Annotated in this window: 23 protein-coding genes; 10 read left to right on the top strand and 13 right to left on the bottom strand. The window is 74.1% G+C overall.

Annotation, left to right across the window (positions count from 1 at the left end):
• The first annotated feature begins 111 nt into the window (after positions 1 to 111).
• A complete protein-coding gene (locus tag ABD993_RS15510) occupies positions 112 to 282 on the top strand; it encodes a hypothetical protein (RefSeq protein ID WP_345417992.1) in 171 nt (56 codons plus the stop codon).
• A 22-nt stretch (positions 283 to 304) separates the two neighbouring features.
• Here ABD993_RS15510 and ABD993_RS15505 read toward each other — a convergent pair whose 3' ends face one another.
• The 7 genes from ABD993_RS15505 to ABD993_RS15475 all read right to left on the bottom strand — a co-directional run bounded on the left by ABD993_RS15505 (position 305) and on the right by ABD993_RS15475 (position 4,835).
• Positions 305 to 499, bottom strand: coding sequence for a hypothetical protein (locus ABD993_RS15505; RefSeq protein WP_345417989.1), 195 nt, complete (start codon positions 497 to 499; stop codon positions 305 to 307).
• Positions 500 to 664: 165 nt separating this feature from the next.
• Positions 665 to 1,249 (bottom strand): Rv1733c family protein, encoded by a 585-nt coding sequence (locus ABD993_RS15500; protein WP_345417986.1) that lies wholly within the window; start codon positions 1,247 to 1,249, stop codon positions 665 to 667.
• A 58-nt stretch (positions 1,250 to 1,307) separates the two neighbouring features.
• The gene (locus ABD993_RS15495) at positions 1,308 to 1,682 is read right to left on the bottom strand and encodes a hypothetical protein (RefSeq protein WP_345417983.1); all 375 of its coding nucleotides are present in this window, start codon (positions 1,680 to 1,682) and stop codon (positions 1,308 to 1,310) included.
• Positions 1,679 to 1,867 (bottom strand): universal stress protein, encoded by a 189-nt coding sequence (locus ABD993_RS15490; RefSeq protein WP_345418099.1) that lies wholly within the window; start codon positions 1,865 to 1,867, stop codon positions 1,679 to 1,681. Before ABD993_RS15490 ends, ABD993_RS15495 begins: the two co-directional genes overlap by 4 nt.
• Positions 1,864 to 2,592 (bottom strand): universal stress protein, encoded by a 729-nt coding sequence (locus ABD993_RS15485; RefSeq protein ID WP_345417980.1) that lies wholly within the window; start codon positions 2,590 to 2,592, stop codon positions 1,864 to 1,866. The genes ABD993_RS15490 and ABD993_RS15485 overlap by 4 nt, the downstream gene beginning before the upstream one ends.
• 565 nt (positions 2,593 to 3,157) lie before the next feature.
• Positions 3,158 to 4,516 carry a mycothione reductase gene (locus ABD993_RS15480; protein ID WP_345417977.1) on the bottom strand — a complete coding sequence of 453 codons (1,359 nt, stop codon included), beginning with the start codon at positions 4,514 to 4,516 and terminating at the stop codon, positions 3,158 to 3,160.
• 181 nt (positions 4,517 to 4,697) lie between these two features.
• Positions 4,698 to 4,835 carry a hypothetical protein gene (locus tag ABD993_RS15475; RefSeq protein ID WP_345417974.1) on the bottom strand — a complete coding sequence of 46 codons (138 nt, stop codon included), beginning with the start codon at positions 4,833 to 4,835 and terminating at the stop codon, positions 4,698 to 4,700.
• 103 nt (positions 4,836 to 4,938) lie between these two features.
• Here ABD993_RS15475 and ABD993_RS15470 point away from each other — a divergent pair, with 103 nt between their 5' ends.
• The 4 genes from ABD993_RS15470 (at position 4,939) to ABD993_RS15455 (ending at position 8,951) form a co-directional block, all read left to right on the top strand.
• Positions 4,939 to 5,607 carry an ABC transporter ATP-binding protein gene (locus ABD993_RS15470; RefSeq protein ID WP_425569011.1) on the top strand — a complete coding sequence of 223 codons (669 nt, stop codon included), beginning with the start codon at positions 4,939 to 4,941 and terminating at the stop codon, positions 5,605 to 5,607.
• A gap of 7 nt (positions 5,608 to 5,614) precedes the next feature.
• Positions 5,615 to 6,823 (top strand): ABC transporter permease, encoded by a 1,209-nt coding sequence (locus ABD993_RS15465; RefSeq protein WP_345417970.1) that lies wholly within the window; start codon positions 5,615 to 5,617, stop codon positions 6,821 to 6,823.
• Between the two features lie 11 nt (positions 6,824 to 6,834).
• On the top strand, positions 6,835 to 8,427 hold the full coding sequence (locus ABD993_RS15460) for an HlyD family efflux transporter periplasmic adaptor subunit (RefSeq protein WP_345417968.1): 1,593 nt from the start codon (positions 6,835 to 6,837) through the stop codon (positions 8,425 to 8,427).
• 230 nt (positions 8,428 to 8,657) lie between these two features.
• Complete coding sequence (locus tag ABD993_RS15455; RefSeq protein ID WP_345417965.1) at positions 8,658 to 8,951, top strand: YciI family protein; 294 nt, start codon at positions 8,658 to 8,660, stop codon at positions 8,949 to 8,951.
• Positions 8,952 to 8,955: 4 nt separating this feature from the next.
• Here ABD993_RS15455 and ABD993_RS15450 read toward each other — a convergent pair whose 3' ends face one another.
• From ABD993_RS15450 to ABD993_RS15435, 4 genes are all read right to left on the bottom strand, one after another.
• Positions 8,956 to 9,738, bottom strand: coding sequence for a sigma-70 family RNA polymerase sigma factor (locus tag ABD993_RS15450; RefSeq protein ID WP_345417962.1), 783 nt, complete (start codon positions 9,736 to 9,738; stop codon positions 8,956 to 8,958).
• Positions 9,739 to 9,860: 122 nt separating this feature from the next.
• Complete coding sequence (locus tag ABD993_RS15445; RefSeq protein ID WP_345417959.1) at positions 9,861 to 10,457, bottom strand: hypothetical protein; 597 nt, start codon at positions 10,455 to 10,457, stop codon at positions 9,861 to 9,863.
• Between the two features lie 115 nt (positions 10,458 to 10,572).
• Positions 10,573 to 11,676 (bottom strand): alpha/beta hydrolase, encoded by a 1,104-nt coding sequence (locus ABD993_RS15440; RefSeq protein ID WP_345417956.1) that lies wholly within the window; start codon positions 11,674 to 11,676, stop codon positions 10,573 to 10,575.
• 26 nt (positions 11,677 to 11,702) lie between these two features.
• Positions 11,703 to 12,677: a CobW family GTP-binding protein gene (locus tag ABD993_RS15435; RefSeq protein ID WP_345417954.1), complete on the bottom strand. Its 975-nt coding sequence runs from the start codon at positions 12,675 to 12,677 to the stop codon at positions 11,703 to 11,705.
• Between the two features lie 51 nt (positions 12,678 to 12,728).
• Between ABD993_RS15435 and ABD993_RS15430 the strand changes: the two genes are divergently transcribed.
• Both ABD993_RS15430 and ABD993_RS15425 read left to right on the top strand, forming a co-directional pair.
• Positions 12,729 to 13,172, top strand: coding sequence for an SRPBCC family protein (locus tag ABD993_RS15430; RefSeq protein WP_345417951.1), 444 nt, complete (start codon positions 12,729 to 12,731; stop codon positions 13,170 to 13,172).
• 27 nt (positions 13,173 to 13,199) lie between these two features.
• Entirely contained in the window at positions 13,200 to 14,153 is a 954-nt protein-coding gene (locus ABD993_RS15425; RefSeq protein WP_345417948.1) for a carbohydrate kinase family protein, read from the top strand.
• A 103-nt stretch (positions 14,154 to 14,256) separates the two neighbouring features.
• On the opposite strand, the gene ABD993_RS15420 is transcribed toward ABD993_RS15425, so the two are convergent.
• The gene (locus ABD993_RS15420; protein WP_345417945.1) at positions 14,257 to 15,324 is read right to left on the bottom strand and encodes a glycoside hydrolase family 16 protein; all 1,068 of its coding nucleotides are present in this window, start codon (positions 15,322 to 15,324) and stop codon (positions 14,257 to 14,259) included.
• A 198-nt stretch (positions 15,325 to 15,522) separates the two neighbouring features.
• On the opposite strand from ABD993_RS15420, the gene ABD993_RS15415 reads away from it, so the two are divergent.
• The 3 genes from ABD993_RS15415 to ABD993_RS15405 are packed head-to-tail and all read left to right on the top strand — an operon-like array spanning position 15,523 to position 17,512.
• On the top strand, positions 15,523 to 15,927 hold the full coding sequence (locus ABD993_RS15415; RefSeq protein WP_345417942.1) for a cupin domain-containing protein: 405 nt from the start codon (positions 15,523 to 15,525) through the stop codon (positions 15,925 to 15,927).
• Positions 15,928 to 15,971: 44 nt separating this feature from the next.
• Positions 15,972 to 16,307 carry a YciI family protein gene (locus tag ABD993_RS15410; RefSeq protein ID WP_345417939.1) on the top strand — a complete coding sequence of 112 codons (336 nt, stop codon included), beginning with the start codon at positions 15,972 to 15,974 and terminating at the stop codon, positions 16,305 to 16,307.
• Positions 16,307 to 17,512 (top strand): RNA polymerase sigma factor, encoded by a 1,206-nt coding sequence (locus ABD993_RS15405; protein ID WP_345417936.1) that lies wholly within the window; start codon positions 16,307 to 16,309, stop codon positions 17,510 to 17,512. Before ABD993_RS15410 ends, ABD993_RS15405 begins: the two co-directional genes overlap by 1 nt.
• Positions 17,513 to 17,561: 49 nt before the next feature.
• On the opposite strand, the gene ABD993_RS15400 is transcribed toward ABD993_RS15405, so the two are convergent.
• A complete protein-coding gene (locus ABD993_RS15400; protein ID WP_345417933.1) occupies positions 17,562 to 18,563 on the bottom strand; it encodes a PHP domain-containing protein in 1,002 nt (333 codons plus the stop codon).
• Positions 18,564 to 18,573 lie beyond the last annotated feature (10 nt).

The following is an 18,573-nucleotide window of genomic DNA, read 5'->3' as shown; positions in this document are numbered from 1 at the left end:
GCCCTGCGTACCGCTCGGCCCTGCCCCGCCGCGGCGACGAAGGCCCACCGTCGACGCGATGCCGCGCCGCCGACGTCCGTCGCGACCGGTTCCGGGCCGGGAGGTGCTCAGGTGGCGGGACGACCGATCGCGACGGCGGTGACCGTGGTGGCTTTGATCATCGTCGTGGTCGGTGTGGACGTCCTCTTCCTCCGCGACCACCCGTGGGAGCGGCTGCTCGTCAACATCGGCATCGTCCTGGTCTTCGGGGCCTTCACCCTCCGGTTCCTCCGGGAGTCCTGAGCCGGGGGCTACCGGGCGGTCGCTAGGACGGTTGGGTGGCGGTCCGCGTCGAGAGCGCGGCCCGGGCCGACGTCAGGGCCTGCCGCCGCTCCCGCAGGATGGCGCGGTAGCGGGGGTTGTCCGTGCCCGCGATCTCCATCGAGAGCCGACCCAGCTCCGTGTCCAGGAGGTCGTGCAACGCCTCGGCCTCGTCGTCGGTCAGGCACAGCTGGACCATCTCGGACTCCTCTCCTCCTCCGGCCCACGTCGCCGTCGACGTCGACCACGGGGCCGGGCGCTCCGACCCTCCGTGCGTCTGTTGTACGGCGAGCCGGGTGCCCGGATCAGGGCCGCTCGGCCCCCGTCCTCCGGCCACCCGACCCGGAGCGCCACGACCCGGTGGTCAGCGCGGCGGCGACCGACCCGACCAGGTCGGCTCCACCCGGGCCCAGTCGCGCGCCCACCGCCGCGAGTTCACCAGACGCGTCCCGGCGTGCACCCCCAACCACAGCAGCGCGACGCCGGCGAGGACGATCGCGCAGGCCACCGCCCCGGTCGTCAGGCCGCGGACGACCGCGGTCGCGACCCTCGTCGGCGGCGGGGCGGGCTCGCCGGTCGTCCGGTCGACCCAGAGGGGCTCGACGTCCCCCGGTCGCGGCACGCCGGTCACCATCAGCGGCCCCGTGTGTGGACCGGCGCCGGGCGGGCGCCAGACCGCCGACACGCGCGTCCGGCCGCCCTCGACGCCGTCGCGGACTCCCGCGGTGAGCACGGTGGCCTCGACCCGGGCACGCGAGGTCTGCTCGTGCACCGCCCGGATCCGGCCGCCCGAGACCGCCGCCCAGCCGAAGAGGACCGCGATCACCACGCCCGCGATGCCCAGGATGCGGACGGCGGGGACGAGGGCCGCCTCCACCCGATCCGTGCGCCGAGGCCGCATCGGGGGCAGCCCGGCCCTGCGGTGCCCGCCTCTGTGTCGGTCGGCCACCGGCCACCACCTCCTCGTCCTCGGCCCGGCAGGCACGGGGTGCGCACCGGCGGGCGTGTCAGGTCCGGGCGTCGAGAGCCGCCCCGAGCGTGGGATGGGCGAGGAGGGCGAGCGAGCGTCGTTCCGGGCTGGACGGCGCGGCGATCGCCGACAGGTCTCCGACCAGGTCGATCGTGACCCCGCGCCGACGGGCGTCATCCCGGGCGATCCGCAGCGTGGTCAGACCGTCCCGGTCCGCGCCGTCGACGTCGGTGACGTCGATGATCAACCGCCGGGTCGGGGCGCGCTGGTCCCGCATCATCCGCACCCGCACCTCGACCAGGCGCAGGAGCCGGATCCCGGCCACCCGGTCGAGCGTCCCGTGGACGGCGACCACGTGGACGCCGCGGGCCGGGGAGGTGAGCGCGAGTCGGGCCCGCGGCTGCCGGGTCACCGGTGTGCCTCCCGGGCCCGGTCGGGCGCTGTCGTCCCCGCCGCGCGGACGACCAGGACGGGGAGGGTGGCGTGGTGGATCAGGGACCGGCTGGTCGACCCGAGGAGCAGGCCCGCGAACCCACCGCGGCCGCGGCTGCCGACCACCAGCAGCTGCGCGTCGCGGCTGCGCTCGAGCAGGGTCAGGACCGGGTGGTTGCGGTCGACGACCTCCCGGACGGCGACGTCCGGGTACTTCTCCCCCAGCCTGCCAGGCGTTCGGCGAGCAGGGTCCGCTCGCCCGCCTCGACCGCCGCCGCCTCGGCGTCACCGCGGCGCAGGGATGCGAACGGATCGGTCCAGGCGTGCACCGCCGTCAGACCGGTCCCGCGCCACGAGGCCTCGTCGAACGCGGCCGCCACCGCGGCGTCGCCGATCGGGGAGCCGTCCACCCCGACGACGACGGGTCCGCGGGTCGGTGGCGGGCCCTCGTCGTGGCCCCGGATCACCGCGACGGGACACCGAGCGTGCTCCGCGACGGTCACGACGCAGGACCCGAGCAGCAGGCTGCGCCGGTCGCCCCGGCCGTGCGCACCGATGACGACCAGCTCCGCGGAGAGGCTCTCGTCGAGCAGCGCGGGGACCGGCCCCGCCGGATACACCGCGACGGAGACGTCCAGGCCCGGATGACGGCGCAGGGCGGTGGCCCGGGCCTCGACGACGATCCGCTCCCCCTCGGCACGCAGCTCGTCGAAGAAGCTCTGGGGCGGCGCGACCCACGCGCCGTAGGTGAGCACGGTCGTCTCGAGGGCATGGACCACCCGCAAGGGCAGACGACGTTGCGCCGCCTCGTCGGCCGCCCAGACCGCCGCCCGGCCGGACGAGGGCGACCCGTCGACGCCGACGACGATCTCGCGGTGGTGGCTGGTCATGGCGGTCTCCGTCCGACGGTGGTCTCGGTGCGCGCCGGTGCGGCAGGTCCACCCAGGGCGACGGCTCGACCGTAGGGACGCTCCGCCGCGACGGACCACGGCAGATGGTCACGGGTGGAACGGGACTTGCGGCAGGTCTGCGCCGCTTCGGGGATCGGGTGTCCACCTGTACCACCACTTCGGCGGCAAGCAGGAGCTGGCGGTGGCGGCGATCCGCCTGAACGCCGAGACGCTCACCGGCGCCTCCAGGGCGCCTACGTGGTGGCCAGGGCCGAGCGCGACGAAGGGCGTTTCGACGCCGCCGTCCGCGGCCTCCTCGGCCTGCTCCGGGGGCTGGTGGTCGCGCGATGACCCGGCGGCGCCCCTCCCTCCCCGCCGTGCGTGTCCACACCGTCCTCGACCACCGGATCGGAGTCGCCCCATGATGGTGATGCAGTAGCACCGAACGGACCCCCGACGAGCCCGCCCGCGACGACCGCGAGAAGGCGGAGGACGAGGTGGAGCAGCTCCAGCGCCAGCTCGAGATCGCCCAGAACACCCCGTCCGCGCCGGACCCCGGCGACTGCTAGAGACCCAGCAGGGCCTGCTGCACCACCTCGGTCAGCGCGGGGTGGATCCAGTAGGGCTGGTCGACGAGGTCCTTCGCGGGGATGCCGAGCGTCATCGCCACGACGAGCGGCTGGATCAGCACCGGGGCGTCCGGGCCCAGGATGTGGGCGCCCAGCAGCAGCCCGCTCGTCGGGTCGGCGTAGAGCGTGCAGAATCCGACGGGGTCCTCCAGCGCCCAGCCGAACGCGGTGTCGGCGTAGTCGACGGAGCTGCGGGTGTACTCGGCACCCCGGTCGCGCAGCTCGGCCTCGGTCGCGCCCACGGCCGCGATCTGGGGGGCGGTGAACACCGCCGCCGGGACGACGTCGTGCCGTGCCGTGCGGAGGTCGTCGGGGTGGCGCAGGTTGTGCCGCACCACGTCCGCCTCCCGGTTCGCGACGTGCTTGAGCGGCACCGACGTGCTGCAGTCGCCCAGCGCCCACACCCCCTCGGCGGACGTCCGCTGGTGGGCGTCGACCACGATCCGGCCGCCGTCGTCCAGCTCGACGCCGCCCTCCGCCGGGTCGAGCCGGTCCCCGTTCGGCGTCCGCCCGGTGGCGACGAGCAGGGTGTCCGCGCCGATCCGGGTGCCGTCGTCCAGCACGATCTCGAGCTCTCCCGGGCGGCCGCGCAGCTCGGTCAGCCGCCGTCCGAGGTGCACGGTGTGCTGCTTGGCCGCCAGCTCGGTGAACGCGTGCGCGACCTGCTCGTCCTGCCCGCCGAGCAGGGTGTCCGCGCTCTCGACGATCGTCACGTCGGTACCGACGGAGGCGAAGACGTGGGCGAGCTCCGCGGCGATGTACCCGCCGCCGAGCACGACGAGCCGGCTGGGCGGGGCGTCGAGGTGCATGACGGTGTTCGACGTCTCGTAGGGCAGCCCCGACTCCGCGACGGGCGGCGGCACGACCGGCCGCGACCCGACTGCCAGCACGATCCGGTCGGCGGTGACCCGGTCGCCGTCCACGTCGAGCTCGCGGGGCCCGGTGAACACTGCGGTGCCCGTGTGCACGGTGATGCCGTCGGTGTCCGCCCGGGAGCGGCGGGAGTCCCGCGCGATCGGGTCCAGCCTGCCGAAGACGCGGTCCCGGACGGCGGGCCAGGAGACGTCCCGCAGGTCGGCGTGCACGTCGAAGCTGCCCGCCGAGCGGATCTGCGTGGCGAGGTCGGCGGTGTGGGCGAACATCTTGGTGGGGATGCAGCCGACGTTCAGACACGTGCCGCCGAACCGCTGCTCCTCCTCCACGAACGCCACGTCGAGGTCGGCGAAGGTCGAGTCGACGACCATGTTGCCGGACCCGGTGCCCACGACGACCAGGTCATGATGGTGAGACGCCATGGCGTCGGGGTACCCCGTTCGCGGGGTCTACGCGCGCCCGGGGGTCTCGCGGCGCAGCAACCGGTACTCCCGGGCGACCAGCACGGTGATCACGAGGTCGAGCGGGTGGTGCACGGCCATCCCGCGGTGGAGCGGCACGACGGAGCCCCCATCCGAGATCGGATGGGGGCTCCGCGGGCGATCAGGGGCGCTTGCGCGCGAACAGGCTCTTCGCCCGCTCCCGGTTGCGCGGGTCGGCGGCGAGCCGCTTGCCGTGCTCGGTGGCCTTGCGGCCGTTGGGGCTCTGCAGGAAACGCTTGATGCTCTCGACGATCGGCATGGGCACTGGGTACCCGACATTTCCGACGCCACACCTCCGGGTGACCGGACGCTCCTCACGATCACCCCGCTCGTTGGGCCGAACGGGTGACGTCGGGGGGACGATGATCGAGCTGGACCACGTGTCGAAGGTCTACCGGACCGGTACGATGGAACTGCGTGCCCTCGACGACGTCAGCCTCCGCATCGCTGACGGCGAGCTCGTTGCGATCATGGGCCCCTCCGGCTCCGGCAAGTCGACGATGATGAACATCCTCGGCTGCCTCGACGTCCCCACCTCGGGCACCTACCTGCTCGACGGGATCGACGTCGGCGGGCTGTCGGACAACCGGCTGGCGGACATCCGGAACACGAGGATCGGCTTCGTCTTCCAGTCCTTCAACCTGCTCCCGCGCACCTCGGCGATCCGCAACGTGGAGCTGCCGATGGTCTACTCCGGCACCCGCAACCGGCGCGGCCGGGCGCGGCGGGCACTCGCGCGCGTCGGGCTCGCGGACCGCGCCGACCACAAGCCCAACGAGCTCTCCGGCGGCCAGCAGCAGCGCGTCGCGGTGGCCCGGGCGCTGGTCACCGACCCGACGATGATCCTCGCCGACGAGCCCACCGGGAACCTGGACACCGCGTCCACCGTGGACGTGATGAACCTGTTCGTCGAGCTCAACGAGTCCGGCCGGACCGTCGTGCTGATCACCCACGAGCCCGAGGTGGCGGAGTTCGCCCGGCGCGTCGTGACGCTGCGGGACGGCCACATCGTGTCGGACGAGCGGCAGTGACGACACCGTGAACCTGTGGGAGTCCGCCCGCATCGCGCTGCGCGGCCTGCGGAGCAACACGCTGCGCTCCGCGTTGACCATGCTCGGGATCATCATCGGCGTCGCCGCGGTGATCATCCTCGTGGCGTTCGGCAACGGGCTGCAGCGGTTCGTCTCCGAGGCCTTCGGCCCGCTGGCCAACCAGATCCAGATCGCCAAGGACGTGGGTGGGATCGGGGCGAAGGACCTCACCGACGCGGACGTCCGGGCCCTGCGGGACTCGGGCCGCGCGCCCGCCATCGCCACCGTCTCCCCCTCCGTGGCCGGGTCCGCCCAGCTCCAGGTGCCCGGCGGCGGCGCGGTGCGCACCGGGATCACCGGCACCGAGGCGGACTACCTCGACGTCGCGAACCGGGAGCTGGTCGTGGGGTCGTTCTTCGACGCCCAGCAGGTGACCGGCAAGGCGAAGGTCGTGGTGCTCGGGCCCAACCCGGTGGCCACGCTCTTCGGCGGACAGGCCGGGGACGCGCTGGGCCGGGACGTGCGCATCGGCCGGGCGACCTTCCAGGTCATCGGGGTCCTCGCCGGGAACGGTCAGCAGGACGACGTGGCTCTCATGCCGCTCGGCGCGGCGCGCAGCTACCTGCTGGGCGGCGGCGACGTCGTCGACTCCGTCACGGTGCGCGCGGTGAGCACCGACGCCGTGCCGCAGGCCGTGGAGCAGGCGACGGCGATCCTCGACCAGCGGCACGCCATCCGCGATCCCGAGGACCGGGACTTCACCGTCACCGCCCTGCAGAGCCTGCTGGACCAGTCCTCCCAGGTCCTGAGCTTCGTGACGATCTTCGTCGCCGCGGTCGCGGGGATCTCGCTGGTCGTGGGCAGCATCGGCGTCGCCAACATCATGCTCGTCACGGTGACCGAGCGGACCCGCGAGATCGGCATCCGCAAGGCCATCGGTGCCCGGCGGCGGGCCATCCTGCAGCAGTTCCTCATCGAGGCGATGGTGCTCACCGGCATCGGTGGGCTGCTCGGGATCCTGCTCGGCATCGGGGTGTCCGTGGCCGCCGGGATCGTGCTGCCGCAGCTCGTCACCGACTTCCCCGCCCCGTCGGTGTCCGTCGGGTCGATCGTGCTCGCCTTCGGCGTGAGCCTGCTGATCGGCCTGCTCGCGGGCGGGTTCCCCGCCAACCGCGCGGCGCGCATGCGCCCCATCGACGCTCTCCGCCACCAGTGAGGGGTTGGACCATGACTCGTTCCCGGCTCGCGTGCGGCCTGGTGCTCGCCGGACTGGCCGTCTCGGCCTGCACCGGGGGCGAGGCGCCCGCACCGACCGTGGTCGTGGACCGCGGCGCGGTGTCGCAGGGGGTGTCCGCGTCGGGGTCACTGGTGTCGATCACCCAGCAGAACCTGGGGTTCGCCGACCGCGGGCAGGTCGCGGAGCTGATGGTCGAGGTGGGTGACGTCGTCGCCGCGGGCCAGCCCCTGGCCCGGATCGACGACGCCGCCGCCCGCTCCCAGCTCGCCTCGGCCCAGGCGGCGCTGGACCAGCAGGACGCGACGTTGGGCAAGCTGAGCGGCGCGAACACCGTCGAGGCCGCCGAGGCGGCGCTGGACTCGGCGCGGTCCATCCTCGCCGCCACGCGGGGGCAGGTGGACGCGACGAACGCGGCCGACGAGTCCGCGGTGCGGCGCGCGCGGGTGCAGCTGGAGTTCGACGAGAAGCAGCTGGAGCTGGCGAAGCGGGACCTGGCGGCGGCGAAGGCGGCGTGTGCGAGCAGCGCGACCCCGACGACCACGCCCGCCCCGGCCGCCGGATCCGGCCCCGCACTGGTGTCACTCGGGACGCCGGCGAGCACGTCGACGACCGGGAGCACGGCCAGCACCTCCACCACGTGCGGTCAGCAGGTCACCACCGCCGAGCAGGCCGTCCGGACCGCCAAGGGCACCGTGATCGCGTCCCAGACCGCCCTCGACTCCGCGGTGGGCAAGCGCGAGGTCGACGCCGCGTCGGGCCGGGTCTCGATCGCCAACGCCGAGCAGGCCGTCTCGTCCGCGCAGTCCCAGCTGGACGGGGCGACCACCGACGCCCCCGCCGACGTCGCCGTGCAGGACGCCGTCGTGGCCGACGCGCGGAACACCCTCGCCGACGCCCAGCGGGCACTCGAGAACACCGTACTGCGCGCCCCGGTGGCCGGGACCGTGTCGGCGATCAACGGCGCCGTCGGGGACTTCATCGCGGCGGCGGGCGGGGCCACCGCGCTGGCCCCGGGCAGCGGCGCGCGGATCCCGGCGGCGGTCGGGACCACGGCGGGCACCGACGCGGCGGGCGCCACGGCCGCGGGCTCGTTCATCACCCTCAACGACCTGCAGACCTTCCAGCTCGTGGTGCCGTTCGAGGAGAGCGACGCGGCGCGGGTGGCGCCGAACCAGGCCGTCGAGGTGTCGGTGGACGCCCTGCCGGACCTGACCGTGCCGGGGACCGTCGTCGCCGTCGCGCCGACCGCGGACCAGATCTCCGGGGTTGTCGGCTACTACGCGACGATCGTGCTCAACCAGGCCGACCCGCAGCTCAAGGACGGCCAGACCGCGCAGGCCGACGTGCTGACCGACACCCGGGAGAACGTCCTGCGGGTGCCCGCCTCGACGGTCCGCCAGGAGGGCGGCCGCTCCGTGGTGAGCGTCCCCGGGGCCGACGGCACCCCCGAGACCAGGGCGTTCACCCCCGGCCTCGTCGGCGACCGGTTCGTCGAGGTGCGGTCCGGCCTGGACGAGGGCCAGCAGATCCTGCTGCCTCGGGCGACCGTCGCGGCCTCGCCGGGCGGCTCCGGTCCTCGCTGACGACCCCCTGCCGGAGGGAGACCCACCCGGACCGGTCCGCGGGGCGCGGGACGACGGCGAGGTGGGCGCGCATCGCGACCCCGTCCCGCGCCGGGGCCGCGTCGACCTCGGGGTCCACGGCGGCGTGGGCGAGGAAGGTGAGCGCCACGGACGGAGGATCGGGCGGTGGCGTGGTGATCTCCCCCGGTGCGGGCGGGTACGGTCTGCGCGAGCCCGACCTGAGGAGTCCCATGGCCGTCTACGCCGTGACCTATACCTACACCGACGACGACGCCACCCTGGACCGCGTGCGTGCCGAGCACCGCGAGTACCTGCGCGGCCTCGTGAGCCAGGACCTGCTGGTCCTGTCCGGGCCGTGGGCCTCGGGCGAGCTGCCCGGCGCGCTGCTGCTGTTCCAGGCGGACGACCGGGACACGATCGAGGAGATCGTGGCCAAGGACCCGTTCACCGAGGCCGGGGTCGTCTCCGAGTACTCGGTGACCGAGTGGGAGCCCGTGATGGGCACCCTCTACGGCGAGCTCTAGCCGCTCACGTCTCCCCGGCGAGCCCGCGCCGCAGCTCGGCGAGGGTGCGGGCCAACAGCCGGGACACGTGCATCTGCGAGATCCCCATCCGCTCGGCGATCTTCGTCTGGGTCATCTCGTCGAAGAAGCGCAGCAGCAGGATCTCCCGCTCGCGCGGCGGCAGCCGATCCAACAGCGGGCGCAGGTCCTCGCGGAACTCCACCAGGTCGAGCCTGCCGTCCACCGCGCCGAGGCGGGCGGCGGGGCTCTGCTCGTCCGGGTCGTCGCCGCCGTCGAGGGTGCCCGCGTGCTGGTTGGACTGGGCGTCCAGGGCCGCGATGATCTCCTCGACCTCGGCGTCGAGGTGCTCGGCGAGCTCGCTGGGCTTCGGCGCGCGGCCGAGCTTCTGCGAGAGCGGACCGGTCGCCCGGCGGATGCCGACACTGAGGTCCTTGAGCCGCCGCGGCACCCGCATCGACCACGTGCGGTCGCGGAAGTACCGCAGCATCTCGCCGCGGACGCACGGCACCAGGTAGGACAGGAAGTCTCCGCGAGCGCGCTCGGGATCCCAGCGGTCCACCGCGGTGATCAACGCGATCGTGCCCGCCTCGACGAGGTCCTCCATGCCACCGGGATAGCCGCGGCCGTGGCGACGGGCCAGGTTCTGCACGACGGGCAGGTACCCGACGACGAGCTCGTCACGGAGTCTCGCCCGCTCGGGGTCCTCCGCGGGCAGACCGGCGAAACGCTCGAGAACGGGCATCATCTCGGCGTACTCGTCTGACGGGTGCGGGGCGAGAACGGGCATGGGCCTCCTCCGGCGGTCGAATTCGCCGATTGCGAGGGGCGGACTGCTTCACCCGACGACACCCGGGGCGGGTGCTCCTCTCGACCGTACCCACCCGCCGCCCACTCGGCATCCCGAGCGGGTCACCCCCGACGGTGCGGGTGCAGGCTCGGTCCGGTCGAGGGGTTCGCCAGCTCGGCGATCGCCGCGGCGGCCTCGCCGGACCCCTGCACGCCCGCCCACAGCAGGTCCGGGAGCCTGCGCTCGCGGTCGATCCGCCCGGCGACCCAGGACGGGGTCGCGGCGATCCGCTCGGCCCGTTCGCACAGGTCCCAGGGCCGGGAGCCGGTGTCGGTGACGTCCGCGGAGTACGGGGCCCCGCCCGTCCGGACGCGGTAGCGGCGCTCCGGGCTGTTGACCGCGTGGACCAGCGACAGGGCGACTCCGGCGAGCCCGGCCGCGAGCACCACGCCCACGACGAACCACAGCGCACCCGACAGCCAGCCGTCGCCGAGCAGCACCGCGCCGAGGACGCCCGCCGCCAGCACGGACAGCGCCACCGAGCCCGCGGGCAGGCGCGTCCACACCAAAGTGCCGCTGTCGTCGATCTGGTAGCGGGTGCCCCTGACCAGTGCGGGATCGAACACCCGGTACCCGCTCCGGGTGCGGACGAGCGTGGGGAGCCGGTCCGCGGGGGCCTGGCGGGGGAACTCCTGCGGGGACTCGGGGGACTTGCTCACGACTGCCTCGTACACGTGCGGACCGACCGGGATGCGCGGCGGCCGCCCACGGCCGCCACCTCCATCGTCGAAACGGAGGACAGGCCTGTTACGCACCGGAAATGTGACGGATACCTCAGTAGATCCGCAGCAGCGGCGTGGTGTCCCGCCCGGAACCGGTCAGCGCCAGGCCCGCGCGCAGGGCGCTCGCGGCGTCGAACGTCGCGTCGTGGGCCGCCCGGCTGAGCGCGGTGAAGCTCGCGTAGCCGTGGGTCAGCCCGGCGAACCGGCGCGCGACGACCGGCACCCCGGCCTCGCGCAGCCGCTCCGCCAGCTCCTCCCCCTCGTCCCGCAGCGGGTCGAAGCCCGCCGTGGACAGGTAGACCGGGGGCATCCCGGACAGGTCGGTGGCACGCAGGATGGCCCCGCGGGCGTCGTCGACGGGGACGCCGTCCGGCAGGTACATGCGCTCCATGGTGCGGAGGGTCTCGGCGGTGAGGCCGAAGCCCGCCCCGAAGTCCACCCGCGAGCCGCCGGTCCGGTCCGCGTCCGTGACCGGGTAGAGCGCGACCACGAAGGCGGGCACCGGCTGCCGGTCGACGGCCTGCTGGTGCGCCACCACGAGCGCGAGGTTGCCGCCCGCGCTGTCCCCGCCGACCGCGATCAGGGTCTTCTCGGCACCCAGGTCCTCCGCGTGGTCCAGCGCATGGCGGTAGGCGGCGACGGCGTCGTCCAGCGCGGCGGGATACGGGTTCTCGGGCGCGAGCCGGTACTCCACCGACAGCACACGCACGCCCGCCTGCGCCGCGAGCAGCCGACACAGCGGGTCCGCCGAGGCGATCGATCCGTAGACGAACCCGCCGCCGTGGTAGTAGACGAGCAGGCCGGAGCGGCCGTCCACCCCGGGCGGGCTGTAGAGCCGGGCCGGGATGGGGTGGGCGGCCCCGGAGACCTCGAGGTCCCGCGTCACGACGTCGTCGAAGACGCCCTCGGCGGCCAGCTCGGCGGCCTCGTCCGCCTGACGGCGCTGCTCGGCCAGCGCGGCGACCCCGACCTGGGCCGCGTTGACCCGGGCGAGCCGGTCCAACGTGGTGTTCAGCAGCTGCAGGTCCAGGTCGAGGAGCTGCCCGTCGAGCCGGACCTCCCGGCCCGCGAGCAGCCGTTTCACCGGGCGCGGCAGTCCGAACAGGACTCGGATCGCGAGTCGCAGCAGCAGGACCCGCACGGAGCGCGTGATCACGCGCTCAGGTTACGCGCGAGTAGCCCTCAGCCGCCGAAGGTGTACCGCAGCACGGGGAGCATCGCGTCCGCGTCCGTGCGGGAGGCCTCGTCCGCCACGCAGGCCTCGAGCTCGGCCCGCAGCGCGGCCGTGTCGATCCCGGAGCCGATCAGGACCAGGCTGGTGCGCCGCGGCTCCCCCGCGCCCCAGCGGGTCCGGCGGAACCGCACGTACCGCCCGACGGTGTGCAGCACGTACCGCTGCCGATGGCCGGGTACGCCGAACGCCACCACGCCCTTCATCCGGTAGACCCCGGCGGGCCTGCGGTCGAGCAGGTCCCGCAGGCGCTGGGGGTCCAGCGGCTCGTCGGTGGTGAACGAGACCGAGTCGTAGGCGGCGTGCAGGTGTCGGGCGTGGTCGTCGGTGTTCTCCCCGAGCATGAGCTGACGGCCGGGGACCGTCTCGATGTCGAACAGCAGGCGGGGATCGACGTCGCCGTGCGTGGCCGGGACGATCGGCGCGAGCGCGTTGCACTCGCGGAGCAGCCTGCGGACCCGCCAGACCCTGCCGGGGTCCACCCGGTCGACCTTGTTGAGCACCACCAGGTCCGCCAGGCCGACGTGCGTCTCCACCTGCGGGTGCCTCCGCAGCAGCGCCTCGAACTCCACGGCGTCGACGACCTCGACGAGGCCGCCGAACACCAGCTGCGGGTGGGCCGCCTCCAGCACCAGCCGCACGAGCGTGCCGGGCTCGGCGATGCCGCTGGCCTCGATCACGATGACATCGATGTCATCTCGGACCAGCCGCTGCAGCAGCGGGCCGACGCCGTCCTCGTCCACGGCGCAGCACAGGCACCCGTTGTCCAGCGAGACGGTCCCGACCGCCCCGCCGACCAGCATGGAGTCGATGCCGACGGCGCCGAAGTCGTTGACCACCACGGCGATCCGGGCGTCGAGGGAGTTCGCCAGCAGGTGGTTGAGCAGGGTCGTCTTCCCCGAGCCCAGGAACCCGGCGACGACCACGACCGGGATCCTCCGCACAGCGACAGGAGTACCAGAGGGCAGGATGTCGGCATGGCACAGGTGACCGCGACCGCCGAGAAGACCGTCCCCGCCCCCGTCGACGCCGTGATCGCGGCCGTCGCCGACTACGCGACGACCCGCCCGAGGATCCTCACCGAGGAGTACACCGACTACGCGGTGCTGACCGGCGGTCTCGGGGACGGGACGTCGGCGACCTGGAAGCTGCACGCCACCAGGAAGCGCACCCGGCACGTGAAGGCGGAGGTCACCCAGCCCACCCCGGACACCGTGGTCGAGACCGACCTCAACTCCTCGATGGTGACGACCTGGCGGGTCGCCCCGGCGGGCGAGGGCGCGGCGCTCGTCTCGATCACCACGACGTGGAACGGCGCGGGCGGGATCGGCGGGTTCTTCGAGAAGACCTTCGCCCCGAAGGGCCTCGCCCGCATCTACGGCCGCCTGCTGGACAACCTGGCCTCGACCGTCTCGTCGTGACGCGGGCCGCATGGCACGCTGTCCGGCGTGGCTGATGTGATCGCGGTCGCGGGTGAGGCGTTGGTCGACGTCGTCCCCGCTCCCGCCGAGGGGTACTTCGAGTTCGCTCCCGGGGGCAGCCCGGCCAACGTCGCGGTCGGGCTCGCCCGGCTGGACGTGCGGGCCCGGATGCTGGCCCGGCTGGGCACCGACCTGCTCGGGCGGCGGCTGCGGGCCCACCTGACGGACAACGGAGTGGACCTCGGGAACGCGGTCGAGGCGACGGAGCCGTCGTCGTTGGCGATCGTCGAGGTGGGGGCGGACGGCGTCGCCGACTACGACTTCCGGATCGACGGGACCGCGGACTGGCAGTGGACCCCCGAGGAGCTCGACGGGGCGCTCGACGGGGTCGTCGCCCTGCACTCCGGGTCGCTCGCACTGACCCAGGAGCCGGGCGCGGGGGTGCTGCGGGAGCTGATGGCGAAGGCCGCGGCCACCGCGACCGTGAGCTACGACCCCAACGCGCGGCCGCGGCTGATGGGCGAGGCGGCGCAGGTGCTGCCGGGGGTCCACGAGCTGCTCGGCATCGCCGACGTCGTCAAGGTCAGCGACGAGGACCTGCGCTGGCTACTGCCCGACACCCCGCCCGGGGAGATCCTGGACGACTGGCTGGCGCGGGGCCCCGCGCTGGTCGCGATCACCCTCGGCGGCGACGGCGTCCTCGCCGGGACCTCGGAGGGGCTGCGGACCTCGACCCCGGGGCGTGCGGTGTCGGTGGTCGACACGGTCGGCGCGGGGGACAGCTTCTCGGCCGCGCTGCTGGCCGGGCTGCACCGCCGGGGGCTGCTCGGGGCGCCCGCGCGCGCGGCGCTGCGCGGGATCACGGCGCTCGTGCTGGACGAGCTGCTCGAGGAGTGCGTCACCGCCGCGTCGATCACCTGCTCCCGCCGGGGCGCCCAGCCGCCGACCAGCGCGGACCTCGCGGAGGCGCTGGGGCGCTGAGCTCACACGTGGACGGCGGCGAGGGCTCCCCAGCACCGCCGCCGTCCACGTGGTTCACGGGTGGTGCAGCGGCCCCAGTACCCATCGCCGCACCACCCGTGAGTCATCGGTCCGAGGCTCCCGGCTCGGTCCCCGCGGACTCGGCCGCCGCAGGCTCGGTCGCTGCGGGCTCGGTCGCTGCGGGCTCGGCGGAGGAGGGCTGGGTCGCCGCGGGCTCGTCGGCCGCGGGCTCGGTCTCGGCGGGCTCGGCGGCCCGCGGGAGGTCGGCGAGGGGCTTGGGGGTGCGGTCGGGGTGCAGGTCCCCCTGGCCGGTGGCGGGCGCCCCCGGGGCCAGCGACAGCTCGGCGGGCACGCTCTCGGGCAGCGCCCACTGCTTCGCCCAGTCCAGCTGCATCGCGGTCCTCCCGCCGGCGGGCGGGAAGAGGTCGAGCTGGACCGTCATGTTCATCGGCGCGGGCGGGAAGTGCCCGGTCTCGGTGGTGGAGTACCACTCCTTGCCGTCGACGTAGGCCGTCATCTTCTCCGGCGTCCACTCCAGCGCCCACGCGGTCCACTCGGTGGCGTCGTGGGACACCGACCCGTACTCCTGGTCGTTGTCCGCGCCGTAGTGCAGGAAGAAGTCCGCGTCCTGCCGGTCGTCGGCGCTGATCTCCATCCAGTCGATCTCGCCGCCGACCGGCCAGTCCTCCTTCACCGGCCACAGCAGGATCACCGGGTGGTAGCCGCCCGCGCCCGGCTCCGACCGCACGCAGGCCTCCCACCGTCCGTACTGCAGGCCGGGGTGCCAGCTCATCGCGGCGGTGTTGCCGTCCTCGTCGCCCGCCAGGGTCACGACGCCGTCGGCGACGGTGATCTGCGCCGGCGAGCGGGTGCCCTTCTTGTCGTGGCCCGGCTCGGGGCCGTAGGCGTGCCAGTCCGGCGGGAGCGCGGTCCCCTCGAAGTCCGACTGGACGGTGGGCTTCCCCCAGCCGAGGGCGTCCGCGGCGGTGGTCGCGCACTTCGACGGCGCGACGGGCGCCGCACCGACCCCGACGGCAGCCCCGACAGCCGCGCCCGTTCCCCCGACGGGTTCCGCGGCCGAGGCGGGTGCCCCGCTCAGCAGCGACAGGGCGACCACAGCGCAGCCACTCAGCGCGACCGACATCGTTCGCGACCGGACCGTGGAGCGCATCAGCAGCACCTCTCGTCACATCTGCATCAGGACTGCGCCCATTTCACTGCATTTCGTGAGCGACGCCAGTCGAGTCACCCGGTTCAGCGCCACCCGTCCGTGGCCGACGGTGCTCGGTCCACTCCGTGACGTCACCACCGGTGACCGCCGGGACTCACTCCACGTGACAGCACCGACGCCGACCGGAAGACTCGGGGCGTGCCCGCACCCGCGCTCGCCACCGCCCTCGACCTCGCTCCGCACCCCGAAGGAGGGTGGTACCGCCGCACCTGGACCTCACCGGTGACCGTCGAGACCGAGCACGGTCCGCGACCGACCGCGACGGCGATCCTCTACCTGCTCGACGGGGAGTCACGATGGCACCGCGTGCGCTCGACGGAGCTGTGGATGTGGCACTCGGGCTCCGGGGTCGAGCTCCGCGTCGGCGAGCGGCCCGGGCACGGCCCGGCGTTCACGCTGAACCGGCACAGCCCGCAGCAGCACGTCCCGGCAGGCTGGTGGCAGTCCGCCACGCTGAGCGGCGAGGAGCCCGCACTCGTCACGTGTGTGGTCTCCCCCGGCTTCGACTTCGCCGATTTCGAGCTGGCCGTCGATCCGGGCTGATCCCGTTCGTCGGTGTCGCAGACAGCCGAACCGAGGAGGAATCCGTGAAGTACATGCTGCTGATCTACGCGGGCACCGGCGTGACCGAGCCGGAGTGCACGGTGGAGGACTGGCAGGCCTGGGACAAGGCCCTGCACGACGCCGGGGTCAAGGTCTCCGGCGAGTCCCTCGCCGACCTCGTCACCGCCACGACGGTGCAGGTCACAGGCGGGGACACGACCGTCACCGACGGGCCGTTCGCCGAGACCCGAGAGCTGCTCGGCGGGTTCGTGGTGATCGACGTGCCGGACCTGGACGTCGCGCTCGACTGGGCCGCGCGCTCCCCCGGCGCCCGGGACGGCGGCGCGGTCGAGGTGCGCCCCATCGCCGACTTCGGCTGATGCGCGACCGGGTCGAGGCCGTGTTCCGCGAGGAGCACGGCCTCCTCCTGGCGGCCCTGGTGCACCGCTTCGGCGATCTGGACCTCGCCGAGGAGGTCGCGTCCGACGCAGTCGAGGCCGCGCTGCGCACCTGGCCGCGCGACGGCGTCCCCACCAGGCCGGGGGCGTGGCTGATGACCACCGCCCGACGCAAGGCGATCGACCGGCTGCGTCGGGACCGCACCTACGCCGACCGGCTCGCCGTGCTCGCCGCGGAGGGGGAACGCCACGAACCCGCTCCGGAGCTCACCGACGGCCTGCCGGACGAGCGGCTGCGGTTGTTCTTCACCTGCGCCCATCCCGCGCTGCCCGCCGACCACCGCGCCGCGCTGACCCTGCGCTGCCTCGCGGGCCTGGAGACCCCCGAGGTCGCGCGGGCGTTCCTGGTGCCGACCGCGACCATGGCGCAGCGGATCGTGCGGGCGAAGAAGAAGATCCGCTATGCCCGCATCCCCTTCCGGGTGCCGGGGCCGGACGAGCTGCCGGGGCGGCTCCCCGGCGTCCTGCAGGTCGTCTACCTGCTCTTCACCACCGGCTATGCGGACGAGCGGCTCGACCTCGCCGACGAGGCCGTCCGGCTGGGCCGGATCCTGCACCGGCTGTTGCCCGAGCGCGAGGTCGCCGGGCTGCTGGGGCTGATGCTGCTGACCCGTGCCCGCCGCGGGACCCGGCTCGTCCCGCTGGAGGAGCAGGACCGCACCCGGTGGGACGCCGACCTGATCGCCGAGGGCACCGCGCTGGCCGAGGCCGCGCTCACCGGCGGGCCGCCCGGGCCCTACGGCGTGCAGGCCGCGATCGCGGCCCTGCACGCCGAGGCGCCGGATCCCGCCGGGACCGACTGGCCCCAGATCGTGGCTCTCTACGACGTCCTGCTCCACCTCGCCCCGACGCCGGTCGTCGCGCTCAACCGGGCCGCCGCCGTCGCGATGCGGGACGGGCCCGAGGCCGGTCTGCGCCTGCTCGACGCCCTGGCCGAGGACCCGGCCCTGCGGACCTACCCGCTCCTCCCGGCCGCCCGCGCCGACCTCCTGGAACGCCTGGGCCGCACCGCCGAGGCGGAGGCGGCCTACCGTGCCGCGCTCGCCCTGGCGGACACCGACACCGAGCGCACCCGGCTCCGGAACCGGCTGGACCGGATCGGCCGGGACCGACCGGTCGGGGAATGACCGCCGCCGTCCCGGACGACCTGGAGCCGCGGCGCCGGGCGGAGCCCGGTCACCGGGCCAGGAGCTCCGGGAGCGCGCGGGTGTTGCGGATCCGCTCCACCGGGACCTCGCACTCGACCGCCCGCATGCAGCCGTAGTCCAGCCAGTCCAGCTGGCCGGGGGCGTGCGCGTCGGTGTCGAGGGTGAACTCGCAACCCGCCTCGACCGCCAGGCGCAGCAGCCGCCTCGGCGGGTCCAGCCGCTCGGGGCGTGAGTTGATCTCCACCGCGACCCCGTTCTCGGCGCAGGCGGCGAAGACCGCGTCGGCGTCGAACTCGGACTCGGGGCGCTTGCGCCTGCCGGTGACCATCCGACCGGTGCAGTGCCCGAGCACGTCCACGTGCGGGTTCGCCACGGCCGTGAGCATCCGCTCGGTCATCTCGTCCCGCGGCATCCGCAGCTTGGAGTGCACGCTGGCCACGACGACGTCCAGTTCGGCGAGCAGATCCTCCTGCTGGTCGAGGGCGCCGTCGTCCAGGATGTCGACCTCGATGCCGGTGAGGATGCGGAAGCCGTCCAGCCCGGCGTTGAGCTCCGCGATCTGGCGCAGCTGCGCGCGCAGCCGCTCCGCCGACAGACCGTTGGCCACGGTCAGCCGCGGGGAGTGGTCGGTGACGACGAGGTAGTCGTGCCCCAGCCCGATCGCCGTCTCGACCATCTCCCAGAGGGGGGAGCCGCCGTCGGAGGCGTCGGTGTGGCTGTGGCAGTCCCCGCGCAGCGCCTCCCGCAGCGCGACGACGGCGGCGTCCGACTCGTCGCCCCCCGCCGACTCCAGCCGCGCCAGGTACTCCGGGACCTCCCCGCGCAACGACTCGGTGACACACCGCGCGGTGACCTCGCCGATCCCCTTGACCTTCGGCAGGTCGAGCCTGCGGATCTCGTCGATGTCCTTGCCGCGCAACACTCCGGCCGCCGTCCGGAACGCGCGCACCCGGTAGGTCGACTCGTGCGCGCGCTCCAGCAGGAACGCGATCCGGCGCAGGTCGGCGACGGGGTCCCGGCTCTCGCTCACGTCGTCATCC

This window comes from Pseudonocardia xishanensis (assembly GCF_039541715.1).
In the GTDB taxonomy this organism is placed as follows: Bacteria; Actinomycetota; Actinomycetes; order Mycobacteriales; family Pseudonocardiaceae; genus Pseudonocardia; species Pseudonocardia xishanensis.
This window is presented reverse-complemented; position numbering and strand designations above follow the sequence as displayed.